Genomic DNA, 13,862 nt, shown 5'->3' with positions numbered 1-13,862 from the left:
CGCCGATGCGCCTGACCACTATCAAACTCGCCGGCTTCAAGTCCTTCGTCGACCCGACCACCCTGCACCTGCCGGCCAACATGACCGGCGTGGTGGGGCCGAACGGTTGTGGCAAGTCCAACATCATCGACGCGATCCGCTGGGTGATGGGCGAGAGCGCGGCCAGCCGTCTGCGCGGCGACTCGCTCACCGACGTGATCTTCTCCGGCTCCACCTCGCGCAAGCCGGTGGGGCAGGCCACGGTGGAGCTGATCTTCGACAACGCCGATGGCACGGCGCAGGGCGAGTACGGCCAGTACGCCGAGATTTCGGTGAAGCGTCAGGTGACGCGCGACGGGCAATCCGCGTATTACTTGAACGGCGCGCGTTGTCGCCGGCGCGACATCACCGACCTGTTCCTCGGCACTGGCCTCGGCCCGCGCAGCTACTCGATCATCGAGCAGGGCATGATCTCGCAGATCATCGAGGCGCATCCCGAGGAACTGCGCACGCACCTGGAGGAAGCCGCCGGCATCTCCAAGTACAAGGAGCGTCGCAAGGAGACCGAGAGCCGCATCAAGTCCACCCGCGAGAACCTCGACCGCGTGAAAGACGTGCGCGACGAGGTGGACAAGCAGCTCGAACACCTCAATCGCCAGGCCCGCGCCGCCGAGCGCTGGAAGGCCTACAAGGAAGAGGAAACCCGCAAGCAGGCCGAGCTGCGCGCGCTGGAATACCGCGCGCTGAAGGGCCAGCACGACGGCGAGGGCGCGGGCCTGTCCGCCGCCGAGATCGAGATCGAGAAGCAGTTGGCCGGCCAGCGCGAGATCGAAGCGCAGATCGAGGCCATGCGCGAGCGCCACGTGGAATCCAGCGAGCACCTGAACGCGGTGCAGGCCGAGGTCTACAAGGTCGGCGCCGAGATCGCCCGCGTCGAGCAGCAGGTACGCCACAACCGCGAAACCGCCGAGCGCCTGCAGCGTGCGCAGGGCGAGGCCGAGCGCGAGCATGCCGAACTGGCCGAGCACATCGCCGGCGATCGCGCCCAGGTCGAAACGCTGCGCCTGGCGCTGGCCGAAGGCGAGCCGAAACTCGAAGCGCTGCAGCAGATGCAGGACGACACCGCCGAAGCCCAGCGCAGCGCCGAGACGAAACTCGCCGACTGGCAGCAGCGCTGGGACACGCACACCCGCACCGCCGGCGAGTCCAACCGCGCCGCCGAAGTGGAGCGCACCAAGCTCAATTACCTGGATCGCCAGGCCATCGACCTTTCCCGGCGCCGTGAGGCGCTGGAAGCCGAGCAGAAGGCCACCGACCTCGTCGCGCTGGAAGCTTCCGCCGAGCAGATGCAGCTGGAGCACGACACCCAGCGCGAGAAGGTGGAGTCACTGGGCGGTCTGCTCGACCAGCACAAGGCTACCCACGAAAAGGTGCTGGACGAGGAACGCCAACTGCAGGGCGCGCTGAACGAAGCGCGCTCGCAGCTGCAAACCGCGCGCGGCCGGCAGTCCTCGCTGGAAGCCCTGCAGCATGCCGCGCTGGGCCAGGAGGAAAACGCCGCCAGCGCGTGGCTGGCACGGTTGGGGCTGGACAAGTCGCGCCGCCTCGGCGAGGCGCTGCAGGTGGAGGCGGGCTGGGAAACCGCGGTGGAAACCGTGCTGGCCGGCTTCATCGATGGTGTGCTGGTGGATGGCGTGGACGCGCTCGGCGATGAACTGGCCACGCTGGAAAGCGCCGACGTCGCCTTGCTGGACGCCGCCGCTGGCGCGTTGGACGCCGCCGGCACGCTGGCCGCACTGGTGCGCGGCCCGGCCGCCGCGCTGCACCTGCTGGCGCGGGTGCGCACCGCCGAATCGCTGGGCGAGGCGCGTCAGCGCGTGGGCCAACTGGCCGAAGGCCAGTCCCTCATCACCCGCCATGGCGAGTGGCTGGGCCAGGGTTGGGCGCGTGTGTGCCGCGCGCAGGGCAACCAGGTCGGCGTGCTGGCGCGCGAGCGCGAGCTGCGCACGCTCGCCGATCAGGTGGCCATGCTGGAAGCGCGCATCGAGACATGCACCGGCGAGCTGGAAGACCTGCGCACGCGCAAGTTCGAAACCGAGCGCGCCCGCGACGACACCCAGCGCGAGCTGTACAACGCGCACCGCCGCGCCTCCGAGTTGGCCGGTCAGCTGCAGAGCCATCGCGGCAAGCTGGAAACGGCGCGTGCGCGCGGCGAGAAAGTGGCCGGCGAACTGGCCGCGTTGATCGAGCAGCTCGACGAATTGCAGGGGCAGACCCGCGAGGCGCGCGCGCGGCTGGACGAATCGGTCGGCCATATGGGCGATCTGGAAGACCAGCGCCGCGAGCTGGAAAACGAGCGCCGCGCCCTGCTGGAATCTCGCGAGGAAGCGCGCATGAACGCGCGCGAGGCGGCCGAGCAGTCGCATGCCCTGGCGTTGTCGCTGGAATCCAGGCGCTCCTCGCTGGCTTCGCTGGAGCAATCCCTGGCGCGCATGGAACATCAGCTGCGCCAGATCGATGCGCGCCGCAGCGAAGTGGCCGAGCAGCTCGCCGCCGGCTCCGATCCCATCGCGGAACTCGAAACCGAACGACAGGCCTATCTCGACCAGCGCCTCTTGGTGGACAGGCAACTGGTGGAGGCCCGCCGTGCGCTGGAGGAATGCGATATCGCCTTCCGCCAGCTGGAGCAGCGCCGCCACCTGGCCGAACAAGGCCTGGCCAGCCTGCGCGAAAGCCTCTCCGAGAAGCGCCTCGCCGCGCAGGCGCTGCAACTGCGCGCGGATCAGCTGGCCGCGGCCATCGCCGACTCCGGGCTGGAACTGGATGCCCTGCTGGCGGAACTGGCCGAAGATGTCGATGCGGCGCAGTGGAAGCAGCAGCTCGTCGAGCTGGCCGGCAAGATCGCGCGGCTGGAACCGGTGAACCTCGCCGCGATCCAGGAACACGCCGAGCAGAGCGAGCGCAAGACCTACCTCGACAACCAGCTCGCCGACCTCACCAATGCCATGGAAACCCTGGAAGGCGCGATCAAGAAAATCGACCGCGAGACGCGCGCGCGCTTCAAGGAAACCTTCGACAAGGTCAACGCCGGCATCCAGGAGCTGTTCCCGCGCCTGTTCGGCGGCGGCCACGCCTACCTCGAACTCACCGGCGACGACCTGCTCGACACCGGCGTGGCGATCATGGCGCGCCCGCCCGGCAAACGGCCGTCCAATATCTCGCTGCTCTCCGGCGGCGAGAAGGCGCTCACTGCGGTGGCGCTGGTGTTTTCCATCTTCAACCTCAACCCCGCGCCGTTCTGCCTGCTCGACGAGGTCGACGCGCCGCTGGACGAAGCCAACGTGGGCCGCTTCTCGGCGATGGTGCGCGAGATGAGCGAGCGCGTGCAGTTCATCTTCATCAGCCACAACAAGGCGACCATGGAGGCCGCCAGCCAACTGTGCGGCGTGACCATGCGCGAGCCCGGCGTGTCGCGCCTGGTGCAGGTGGATCTCGCCGAAGCGGCTAAACTGGCGGGCACGGCCTGAGTGTGACTCACGGCACGAATCTGGAATGTCGGTTCGCCGCCCGCGGGCGCGCGAACGCCACGAGGAACCGAACATGATGTTGCAACCCGCGCTTGCCCTGGCCTGGAACCCCGCCGTAGGCATACCGCTTTTCATCGTCGGCGCGATCGTGCTGGCGTTCATCTGGCTGTTTGGCGAGCCGAAGAAATCGCAGCAGGGCCGGCGGCGGCAGGAGGCCGGGCGCGGCGGACATGCTGCTGGCGGCCACCGCTTCGAGCCCACGCTGGGCCCGGGCGATGACGACAAGGACGCAGCGCTCTCCTTCAGCGCGCGCGACGATTTCAAGCTCGGCGAGGAACCCGTCGCGCCGGCGCAAGGCGAGCTGGACGTGGGTTTCCGCGAGGAGCTGGAGCGCCTCGGCGCCACCTTGTCCGGCGAACGCCAGGCGCCGACCACGCGCCAGAAACTGGCCGGCCAGGCAGCGGCCATCGTCGATGCCTTGCGTTCGCCGCGCCAGCCCACTGCCGACGAACGGCCCGCGCCGCCACCGGCCGCAGCCGCGCCGGTGGCTACCCCGTCGGCCAGTCCGCGCCTGCCGCTGCGTTCCGACCTGGGCCGCCGCCCGGCCCAGATCGCGGTGGAGCGCATCGTCACCCTGTTCGTGGTGGCGCGCGAAGGTGCCGGCTTCCAGGGTGCCGACCTGATCGTGGCTGCCGAAAAAGCCGGGCTGGAATTCGGCGACATGGGCATCTACCACCGCCTGCTCGACGGCAAGCGCGAACTGGGGCCGGTGTTCAGCGTGGCCAACATGCTCAAGCCCGGCAGCTTCGACCTGGGGCGGCTCGACAGCTTGCACACGCCCGGCCTCAGCTTCTTCATGACACTGCCGGCGCCGTTGTCTGCACTGGATGCCTGGGAAGCCATGCTGCCCACCGCCCAGCGCATGGCCGAACTGCTCGGCGGCCAGGTGCTGGACGAGGAGCGCAACGCCTTGGGCCGCCAGCGCATCGCCCACATCCGCGACGAGCTGCGCGGTTGGGATCGCGACCACGAGGGCGAGGAAATCCACTTCGGGCGCTGAAAGCCGGCGGCCGGGAACGCCGTGGCGGTATTGCGCATCTCATAGGCAGACAGGGCGATTGGCCAGCGTGGCCGCTCGCCCGGGATGCCGGAGGGTGCGATGGCGAGGCCGAAGACAGCACTGGTGTTCAGCGGGGGCGGCAGCCTCGGCGCGGTACAGGTGGGCATGCTGCAGGCGCTCAGTCGCGCGGGCGTCTTGGCGGACATGGTGATCGGTGCCTCGGTGGGCGCCCTGAACGGCGCCTTCTACGCCGCCGACCCCACGCCCGAGGGCGTGCAGCGGCTGACCGCGGTGTGGCACGGCCTGCACCGGCGCGACGTGTTCCCGCTCACCCTGCGTGCCGGCATCAAGGCGCTGCTGTGGCAGCGTGACCACCTGGTCGAACCAACGCGCCTGCTCGCCATCGTGCGCCGCTCGCTTGGCATCCGGCGCATCGAGGAGGCGCCGCTGCCGCTGCACATCGTCGCCACCGACGTGCTCAGCGGCGAGGCCGTGCTGCTTTCCCGGGGCGAGCTGGATACGGCGCTCCTGGCCAGCGCCGCGATCCCGGTGGTGTTTCCGCCGGTGGTGGTCGACGGCCGCTGCCTGGTCGACGGCGGGGTGGCCAGCAACACGCCCATCGCCAGCGCCGTGGCGCTGGGCGCCGAACGCATCCTGGTGTTGCCCACCGGCATGAGCTGCGCACTGCGCGAGGTGCCGCGCAACATGGCGGCGCTGGCGCTGCACGTGATGGGCCTGCAGAACATGCGCCAGCTCGACCGCGACGTGGAGCGCCACGCGAACGACGCCGACATCGTGATCGTGCCGCCGTTGTGCCCGCTCGCGGTGTCGGTCTTCGATTTCTCACACACCGCCGGGTTGATCGAGCGTGCCGCCGCGCAGACGCGCGACTGGCTGGCGGCCGGGGGGCTGACCAGCAGCGGCCCCCTGCACGTGCCTCTGGCACACCACGACCGCCACGTCCGGCCAACCCTGGTGCCATTGCCTTGAAGGACGCCCCCATGCTTGCCCACGCCCCGCTTGCCCACGCCGCCCTGGTCGCCGTCGAACCCGAACACGGCAAGGCGCCGTCACCCGTATCCGAGCGCGTCCGCCGGCGACTCATCGATGCCGGCCGGCGCTTCCATGCCAACGACAACATCGCTGAGTTCCTCGCCGAGGGCGAACTGGACGAACTGCGCGGCGAGGTGGCCGACCGCCTGCAGGGCGTGCTGCGCGCGCTGGTGATCGACACCGCCCACGACCACAACACCGCCGACACCGCCAGGCGTGTGGCGAAGATGTTCGTCGACGAGGTGTTCCGCGGCCGTTACCAGCACGCGCCCGCGGTCACCACCTTTCCCAACGCGACGAAACTCGACGAGCTGATGGTGGTGGGCCCGGTCACGGTGCGCAGCGCCTGCTCGCACCACCTGTGCCCGATCACCGGGCGGGTGTGGATCGGCGTGCTGCCGCATGCCGACTCGGCGCTGATCGGCCTGTCCAAGTACGCACGCCTGTGCGACTGGGTGATGAGCCGGCCGCAGATCCAGGAGGAGGCGGTGGCGATGCTGGCCGACGAGCTGGAGCGACGGGTGCAGCCCGACGGCCTGGCCATCCTGATGGAAGCCACCCACTTCTGCATGCACTGGCGCGGCGTGAAGGATGACGGCGCCTTGATGCGCAGCACCGCGATGCGCGGCGCCTTCGCTCACGACGCCGGCCTGCGCCGGGAGTTCCTCGCGCTCGTGGGCAAGGGGACGGCGTGAACGTGCTTGCCCGGCCAGCCGACAAGCGCCACCCATGGTGGCAAGATGTCAGCGGGCCGATGCCATCGGCCAGCGGAGAGCGGCATGCAGCACGCGGCAACGAGGGCGCCATCGCCCATCGACGGAAACACGCCGGATACCGAGCTGGCGCAGCGCGCCGCCGCGGGCGAAGCGGCCGCGTTCGAGGCGATCATGCGGCGGCACAACCGGCGGCTGTTCCGTACCGCGCGCAGCATCCTGAAATCCGACGCCGACGCCGAGGACGCCCTGCAGGACGCCTACCTGCACGCCTGGCGCGCGCTGGGCGGCTTCCGCGCCGAGGCAAGGCTGTCCACCTGGCTGGTGCGCATCGTGGTCAACGAGGCGCTGGCGCGCCTGCGCCGCAAGCCGCCGCCCCTGGTTTCGCTGGATGACGCCATGGCCATGCCCGAGAACCCACGCGAAAACCCGTTCGCCGACGAGGCCGCCGCCGCGCCTGACAGCCTCGCCCTGCGCACCCAGTTGCGCCAGCTGATGGAGGCGCGCATCGACCAACTGCCCGCTGCGTTCCGCAGCGTGTTCATGCTGCGCGCAGTGGAGGAAATGAGCGTGGAGGAGGTGGCGCAGGCGCTGGCCATTCCCGCGGCCACCGTGCGCACGCGCTACTTTCGCGCCCGCCAGCTGATGCGCGAAAGCCTGGCCGGCGAATTCGGCGCGGCGCTGGGCGAGGCCTTCGCCTTCGACGGCGCGCGTTGCGACCGCATCGTGGCCGGCGTCCTGGCGCGTGGCCGCGGCGAAGGGTTGGCGGGGCCGTTGTAGGAAACCGTGAAAACCGCCGGTCTGGCGCTTCGTCAGGACGCCGGGCACGACGGTGGCTGGTCGCGGGCGGTACGCCGCTGTATCGCGGACGACGCGCGGCGTCCGGAGGCTCCCCGCGTGGCTGCGGCAAGCCACCGCACGAAGGTCTTGCCATGGGTCAAGCGCCAGCGCGGGGCGCCGGTCTAGCATCCTCGCACCCCTCCACCGGATGCTACCGATGACGATGCGATTCACCGCACTGCTGGCCGGCGCACTGGCCACGCTGGTTCCTGTCGCCGCGCTGGCCCAGCACAATCATGCCACCCACGAGGCGCAGGGCGCCGCGCTGGCGCCGCCACCGGCACAGCCGTGGGCGGCCGATGCCACGCTCAGCGGCGACATGGGCCAGATCCACACCGCGCTGGAGCAGTTGCGCCATTACGAGATGGGCCACATGGACGCCACGCTGGCCAAGGATCGGGTCGATGCCATCCAGGGCGCGGCGGCCGACATCTTCGCCAAGTGCACCCTGACGCCGGAGAAGGATGCCGTGTTGCACGGCATGCTGGTGCCGCTGCTGGCGGCGGCACAGAAGTTCCAGGCCAATCCGCAGGACGTCGCCCAGCTCGCCGCCATGCGCGCGGCGGTGGCGGCCTATCCGCATTATTTCGCTGCACCGGATTGGACGGCCGAAGCGCCGCACGGGCACTGATCCGCTGACCCGGATCAAGGCCCGCCATGCGGCGGCGGTTCACGATGCCGGCATCCACGCGGCGGGCGCCACACGCATGACCGACTACATCCAGGCTTGGCAATGCATCGGCTGCGGCCGCATCGAGGCACCGCAGCCCTGCATCGGCGTATGCAAGGACCGCAAGGTGTATTTCATCGGCCGCGACGAACACGAACACGCGCTGGCCGTCGCGGCCGGCTTGCGCGACACGCTGGCCCAGGTGCAGGCCAACCTGCAGCGCTTCGCGCTGGCCAAGCCCAACGCCGGCCAATGGGAGCGTTCGTGGGCGGCGCTGCAGGGCGAGTTGCGCGAGACGCTGGCGCTCGTCGCAGCGGCCGAAGCCGCCGCCACCGGCTGATTTTTGCACGCGGCGCGGCGCCTGCCCGTGGGCTGACGCGCGTCAATCCACGCTGTCCCCGCGTACGGCACGATGGCGCGCCATGACGCAGCGTCAGTTCTCACCCGGAAACCCCTCATGGGCGCGATCAAGCTCGGTTACAGCACCTTCGGTTTGACCAACCTCGCCTTCCTGGACGCTATCGACGCGGTGGATCGCGCCGGTTATGCGGGCGTGGAAATCGGGTTCCACCGCGACCAGTTCAACGTCTTCGACCTTGACGACGACGACCTGGCGCGCGTGCGGCGCCATCTGGATGCGCGCCGCGTCAAGCCGGCCTGCGTGGCCACTGCCTCGCATTTCTTCGACCCGCAGCGCCCGCACGAGCCTTCGTTGCTGGCGCTGGAGCGCGCCGCGCGCAAGCGCCGCATCGATCTGGTGAAACGCGGCATCCACGTTGCGCGGCGGCTGGGCGTGAACCTGGTGACCTTCGGCAGCGGTTTCGTGCGCGACGAGCACGTGGCCCATCCGGAAGTCGACCCCACCGAACTGCTGATCGACTCGATCCGCGAGTGCCTCGCCGCGATCCATGCCGACGAGGACATCACCCTCCTGATCGAACCCGAGCCGGGCATGCACATCGAGACGCTGGCCGAAGGGCTCGCGCTGATCGAGGCCGTGGGCTCGCCGAAGTTCAAGCTGCACATCGACATCTGCCACGCCTACTGCTCCGAAGCCGACTACATCCACGCGCTGGGACAGGCTGCGCCGCACGCGCGCTACCTGCACATCTCCGACACCTGCGCCGGTTACAACCTGAAAGTCGTGCAGTACGCCGACGACCTCGCCTTCGACCTCACCCGCGCCAGCACGCTGGTGCACTTTCCAGACACCAGCGATTTCCTGCTGCTGGATCTCGCCCATCCCATCCATTTCCGCGACGGCGCGCCCAGCCGAGCGCAGGCCGCGCGCGTGGACGGACTGCTGGCGCGCGCCGGCATCACCAGATCGCTGGCCGTGGTCGACTACGCCAGCCTCTACGCCGGGCGCTCGGCGCTCGACGACGAGCTGTTCACCTGGCTGATCTCCCTGCCGGGGCTGAGCTACGACGTGCTGGAGCGCGCCCGCCCGGTGGCGGCCTACCTGCGCGGGGTCAGGGGCGAGGCGCTGGTGACGCGCCGGGTGGCGAACACCCGCACCGGCATCGTGCATTTCCACGAGATTCCCGGGCGCGGCACGCTGGATTTCGCCGCGAGTTTCCGCGCGCTCACCGACCACGGCTTCGACGGCTACGGCGCGGTGGAGCTGTACCACCACGTCGACGGCTGGCAGGAGGCGCTGGAGGAAAGCTTCCGCCACCTCGCGCCGCTGGCCACGGCGGCTTGAGGGCGGCATGAACGGCATTGTCGATTTCGATGGCGTGGCGCTGGGCTGGCCGGCCGCCTGCATCGGCGAGCTCGACCATCGCCGGCTCAAGGCGCCGGCGCTCAAGCTGCGCGCGGCGCGGCGCGGCGCGGGCGGGGACGTGGTGTACGCGGTGGATCTGCGCGTGCGCCTGCCCAATGCCGATGCCGTGCTCGGCAGCGCCGCGCTGCACTCGGTCGAGCATTTTCTGCTCGAAGGCTTTGGCCGCCTGCTGCCGGCGGCCTTCCTGTCCGTCGGCGTGATGGGTTGCCGCACCGGCTTTTATCTGGGTTTCCTCGACGAGGGCCGCGCCAGCGTGCTCTGCGCCACGCTGGAGCAGGTGCTGCGCGAGATGGAGCACGCGGACGCCGTGCCTTACGCCAACGTCGCGCAGTGCGGCAACTTCCGCGACCACAGCCTGGACGACGCGCAGCGCGTGGCACGCGAGATCCTCGCCCGTCGCGCGCACTGGCTGGAGGCGGCATGAGCATCCCCGCGCCGCGCTGGCAGGTGCGCGCCACGCGCCCGATCGCCTACGACGTGGTGAAGACGCCAGCGCTGTTCGCGCCGCACGGCACGGCCCTGCTCGACTACGGCCGCCCGGGCGGGCGACGCTTCGTGGTGCTCGACGCCAACGTGATGCGCCTGCATGGCGCGGCGATCCGCGCCTGGTTCCTCCAGCATGGCATCGAGGCGCGCATCGTCGCGGTGCCGGGTGGCGAGGAACACAAGACGCTCGACGACTGGCAGGAGCTGGCGCGCCAGCTCGACGATTTTCCCGTCCACCGCCGTGACGAGCCGCTCATCGCCATCGGCGGCGGTGTGCTCACCGACGTGGTGGCCTTTCTCGCCGCCAGCTACCGGCGCGGGTTGCCGCATCTCAAGGTGCCCACCACCTTGATGGGCTACATCGACGCCGCGCTGGGTATCAAGGCCGGCATCAATTTCAATGGCCACAAGAACCGCCTGGGCAGCTTCACGCCACCGGAGGCGGTGCTGCTCGATCCCGGTTTCCTGGCCACCTTACCGCGCCGGCACCTGCTGAACGGTGTGTGCGAAATCCTCAAGCTGGCGCTGGTCTGCGATGCCGGCCTGTTCGCCCTGCTGGAGCGCCATGGCGCGCCGGCCATCGATGCCGCGTTCGCGGGCGCGGCGGGCGAGGCCATCCTCGACCGTGCCATCGGCGGCATGCTGGCGGAGCTCTCGCCCAACCTTTACGAAGAAGAACTCTCGCGCAAGGTCGATTTTGGCCACACCTTCAGCTACGGACTGGAAGCGCAGCATCCGCAGCGCCTGCTGCATGGCGAGGCGGTGCTGCTGGATTGCCTCGTCTCGGTGCTGATCGCGCAGCGGCGAGGCCTGCTCGACACGGCGGCGATGGCGCGCGTGTTCGCCCTGGTCGAACGGCTCGGCATCGCGCCCGACCACGCCGCGCTCGACGCCGGCGTGATGTGGCGCTCGCTGCTGGATCGCGTCGAGCACCGCAACGGCCTGCAGCGGGTGCCGTTGCCCGTCGGCATCGGCGGCTGCGTCTTCGTCCACGACATCACCCGCGGCGAACTCGACGTCGCGCTACGCGCCCTGCGCGCCCGCTCCAAGGCTTGCCATGAACTCGTCTGTGAACGTTGATCCCGCGGAAATCGAGAAATTCGACCGCGTCGCCAAGCTGTGGTGGAACCCCGCCGGCAAGATGGGCATGCTGCATGTCATCAATCCGCTGCGCACCCGCTTCATCGCCGACCACGCCGGGCTGGCTGGCGCGCGGGCGGTGGACATCGGCTGCGGCGGCGGCATCCTCGCCGAGGCGCTGGCCAGGGCCGGAGCGACGGTGGTGGGCATCGACCAGTCCGCTTTCACGCTGGAGATCGCCCGCCAGCACGCGGCGTCATCCGGTCTCGCCATCGACTACCGCCTGCAGACCGTGGAGGAATTGGCCGCGCGTGAGGCCGGCCAGTACGACGTGGTCGTCTGCATGGAGATGCTCGAACACGTGCCCGATCCGGCGGCCGTGGTGGCCGCCTGCGCGCGCCTGCTGAAACCCGGCGGCCACGCGGTCTTCTCCACCATCAACCGCAACTTCAAGGCCTGGTTGTTTGCCATCGTCGGCGGCGAATACATCCTGCGCATCCTGCCGCGCGGCACCCACCAGTACGCCAAGCTGATCCGGCCGGCCGAGCTGCGCGCGTGGACGGCGCGGGGTGGTCTTCAATTCATCAGCGCGGCCAGCCTCATGTACAACCCGCTCACGCGCGGCTTTCGCGTGGCGGCGGGACGCGAGGACGTCAACTACATGGCCGGCTTCGTCAAGCGGGGTTGAGCCGATGAAGAAGTTCCTTGCGTTGTCGCGCTCCGGCCACGGCGTGCTCGATCTCATGATGACCGGCTTCGCTGCGCTGCTGTGGCTGGGGCATTTCCCGGCCTGGCCGGTGCTGCTGGTGGCCATCGTCACCGCCGCCGCCGGCTACACCGCGCTGTATGCCTTGAACGACCTCGTCGGGGTCAAGGTGGATCGCGAGAAGTTCGCCGGCGGCGGCCCCAAGCCGGGCTACGCGGTGGAAGCTTCCGCGCTGCGCTACCCGATCGCGCAAGGCAAGCTCAGCCTGGGCAAGGGCGTCGCCTGGTTCGCGCTGTGGTACCTGGTGGCGCTCGTCGGCGCATGGTGGCTGAACCCGTTCCTCGTGGCGGTGGTGCTGGCCGCGCCGGTGCTGGAAACCGCCTATTGCCTGCTGCTCAAGGTCACCTGGTGGCGCACGCTGGTCAGCGGTCTGGTGAAGTCGCTGGGCCCGGTCGCCGCCGTGCTGGTGGTGGTGCCGCGGCCCGATCCCGCGTGGCTGGCGCTGATGGTGGCCTGGCTGGTGGCCTGGGAGATCGGCGGGCAGAACATCCCGGCCGACTGGAACGACGTGGAGGAGGATCGCCGCATCGGCGCGCGCACCATCCCGGTGGTGTTCGGCCCGCGCGTGGCCGGCAACGCCGTGCTGGCGGCGCTCATCGCCTGCGTCGCGCTCGGCCTGTGCCTGCCGGCCATGTCCCCGCTGAAGCTGGGCCTGCCGTACCTCGCCGCCAGCCTCGCCATCGGCCTGTACCTGCTGCTGTGGCCGGCGCTGAAGCTCGCGCTTTCCTGCGATGGTCGCGACGCGGCGCGGTTGTTCGACCGCGCCAGCCTCTACCCGGTGGCGCAGCTCGCGCTGATCCTGGTGTTTGTGCTGCTGGGGTGAGGCGGCGGCTCAGGCGGCGGTCGCCCGCCAGCTTCGCGGCAGCGCGCGCAATTGCCCGATGAACAGCAGCCCCCACGCCGCTAGCCCCACGCCGAAGACGACGTGCGGCAGCAGGCCGAGGAAGCCCAGATCCATCGCCTGCATCATGCGCAGCGTGCTGGTGGCGTACATGCCCAGCGGGAACACCGCGCCCCAGTACATCGGGTCGTAGGCAAACGGAAAGTGGCGCACGCCGTGGCGCCAGATCGCCAGCACCACCAGCATCGGTATCCACCAGGTGCCGGTGGCCCAGTACAGCACGGTGAAGCCCTTGATGAAGGGCAGCATGGAGAGCAGGTAGGGCGCGTGCGGCGTGTTGATGATGAGCAGCGAGCCGGCCAGGGTGGAGATCGCCATGGCGCCCATGTTGATCCAGTAGGGCGGCGAGAGGTCGGCCGGCGAGAAGGCGAAGAAGGTGTAGCGGTAGAAGATCAGCGACATCATCCAGATGTAGAGCATGCCGCCCCACAGCCACATCGACAGCGCGAAGAAATTCAGCTCCAGCCGCACCGGCTGCAGCACCTCGGGGGCGATCAGCGCGGCCAGCACACTCATCGACTGGGTGGCCACCACGGCGAGCAGCCAGCCGCCGTTGATGCCCTTGTCCAGCGTGGGTTTTTCCGGCTTCACCGTGAGCACGGCGAAGATGGTGTAGGTGGAGGCGATCCACGCCGCGAGGCCGACGCCGCCCAGCAGCATGGCGAGCCTGAGGCTGCGGCCGATCAGCAGGCTCTGGCAGCCGAGGATCGAACAGGCCGCCACGAAGGTGAAGAAGCCCGGCGCCTGCGAATGGTCGAACAGGTCGTGCAGCACGCGCCGGGGGTGCCACCACACGCGCAGCAGTGCGAGCAGGCCGATGGCGGCGAACAGCAGCCAGTTCAGCGCCAGCAGTGCGCGCGGCAGAACCGGTATGGCCATCAGGTGCGCGGCCAGCGACATGATGCCGGTGGCCATCACCATGCTGAAGTAGCCTGGCGACATGGTTTCGAGCGAGGCGCGCGCGCGGCGCAGCAGGACATTCATGCATGGCTCCGTGGGGC

Annotated in this window: 13 protein-coding genes; 12 read left to right on the top strand and 1 reads right to left on the bottom strand. The window is 69.6% G+C overall.

The features are described from left to right. Positions 1 to 5 precede the first annotated feature (5 nt). The 12 genes from smc to AC3WQA_RS02655 all read left to right on the top strand — a co-directional run bounded on the left by smc (position 6) and on the right by AC3WQA_RS02655 (position 12,783). Complete coding sequence (gene smc / locus AC3WQA_RS02710; protein WP_492673564.1) at positions 6 to 3,506, top strand: chromosome segregation protein SMC; 3,501 nt, start codon at positions 6 to 8, stop codon at positions 3,504 to 3,506. A gap of 73 nt (positions 3,507 to 3,579) precedes the next feature. After that, positions 3,580 to 4,566, top strand: coding sequence for a cell division protein ZipA (gene zipA, locus AC3WQA_RS02705; RefSeq protein WP_492673563.1), 987 nt, complete (start codon positions 3,580 to 3,582; stop codon positions 4,564 to 4,566). A 99-nt stretch (positions 4,567 to 4,665) separates the two neighbouring features. After that, a complete protein-coding gene (locus tag AC3WQA_RS02700) occupies positions 4,666 to 5,556 on the top strand; it encodes a patatin-like phospholipase family protein (RefSeq protein ID WP_492673562.1) in 891 nt (296 codons plus the stop codon). Between the two features lie 11 nt (positions 5,557 to 5,567). After that, positions 5,568 to 6,314, top strand: a complete 747-nt coding sequence (gene folE / locus AC3WQA_RS02695) for a GTP cyclohydrolase I (RefSeq protein ID WP_492673561.1) — start codon at positions 5,568 to 5,570, stop codon at positions 6,312 to 6,314. A gap of 84 nt (positions 6,315 to 6,398) precedes the next feature. Next, complete coding sequence (locus AC3WQA_RS02690; RefSeq protein WP_492673560.1) at positions 6,399 to 7,112, top strand: RNA polymerase sigma factor; 714 nt, start codon at positions 6,399 to 6,401, stop codon at positions 7,110 to 7,112. A gap of 217 nt (positions 7,113 to 7,329) precedes the next feature. Further along, complete coding sequence (locus AC3WQA_RS02685) at positions 7,330 to 7,803, top strand: DnrO protein (RefSeq protein ID WP_492673559.1); 474 nt, start codon at positions 7,330 to 7,332, stop codon at positions 7,801 to 7,803. 76 nt (positions 7,804 to 7,879) lie between these two features. Further along, positions 7,880 to 8,182, top strand: coding sequence for a hypothetical protein (locus AC3WQA_RS02680; RefSeq protein ID WP_492673558.1), 303 nt, complete (start codon positions 7,880 to 7,882; stop codon positions 8,180 to 8,182). 117 nt (positions 8,183 to 8,299) lie between these two features. After that, the gene (locus AC3WQA_RS02675; protein WP_492673557.1) at positions 8,300 to 9,547 is read left to right on the top strand and encodes a sugar phosphate isomerase/epimerase family protein; all 1,248 of its coding nucleotides are present in this window, start codon (positions 8,300 to 8,302) and stop codon (positions 9,545 to 9,547) included. Between the two features lie 7 nt (positions 9,548 to 9,554). Next, positions 9,555 to 10,052 carry an S-ribosylhomocysteine lyase gene (locus AC3WQA_RS02670; RefSeq protein WP_492673556.1) on the top strand — a complete coding sequence of 166 codons (498 nt, stop codon included), beginning with the start codon at positions 9,555 to 9,557 and terminating at the stop codon, positions 10,050 to 10,052. Continuing rightward, positions 10,049 to 11,194, top strand: a complete 1,146-nt coding sequence (locus AC3WQA_RS02665; protein WP_492673555.1) for a sedoheptulose 7-phosphate cyclase — start codon at positions 10,049 to 10,051, stop codon at positions 11,192 to 11,194. The genes AC3WQA_RS02670 and AC3WQA_RS02665 overlap by 4 nt, the downstream gene beginning before the upstream one ends. Next, the gene (gene ubiG / locus AC3WQA_RS02660) at positions 11,184 to 11,882 is read left to right on the top strand and encodes a bifunctional 2-polyprenyl-6-hydroxyphenol methylase/3-demethylubiquinol 3-O-methyltransferase UbiG (RefSeq protein ID WP_492673554.1); all 699 of its coding nucleotides are present in this window, start codon (positions 11,184 to 11,186) and stop codon (positions 11,880 to 11,882) included. The genes AC3WQA_RS02665 and ubiG overlap by 11 nt, the downstream gene beginning before the upstream one ends. A gap of 4 nt (positions 11,883 to 11,886) precedes the next feature. Continuing rightward, positions 11,887 to 12,783 carry a UbiA family prenyltransferase gene (locus tag AC3WQA_RS02655; protein WP_492673553.1) on the top strand — a complete coding sequence of 299 codons (897 nt, stop codon included), beginning with the start codon at positions 11,887 to 11,889 and terminating at the stop codon, positions 12,781 to 12,783. A 9-nt stretch (positions 12,784 to 12,792) separates the two neighbouring features. Here the strand turns inward: AC3WQA_RS02655 and AC3WQA_RS02650 are convergent, their stop codons facing one another. Continuing rightward, positions 12,793 to 13,845, bottom strand: coding sequence for a tellurite resistance/C4-dicarboxylate transporter family protein (locus AC3WQA_RS02650; RefSeq protein WP_492673552.1), 1,053 nt, complete (start codon positions 13,843 to 13,845; stop codon positions 12,793 to 12,795). Positions 13,846 to 13,862 lie beyond the last annotated feature (17 nt).

The sequence above is a fragment of the Rhodanobacter sp. FW106-PBR-R2A-2-24 genome (genome assembly GCF_058789615.1).
This window is presented reverse-complemented; position numbering and strand designations above follow the sequence as displayed.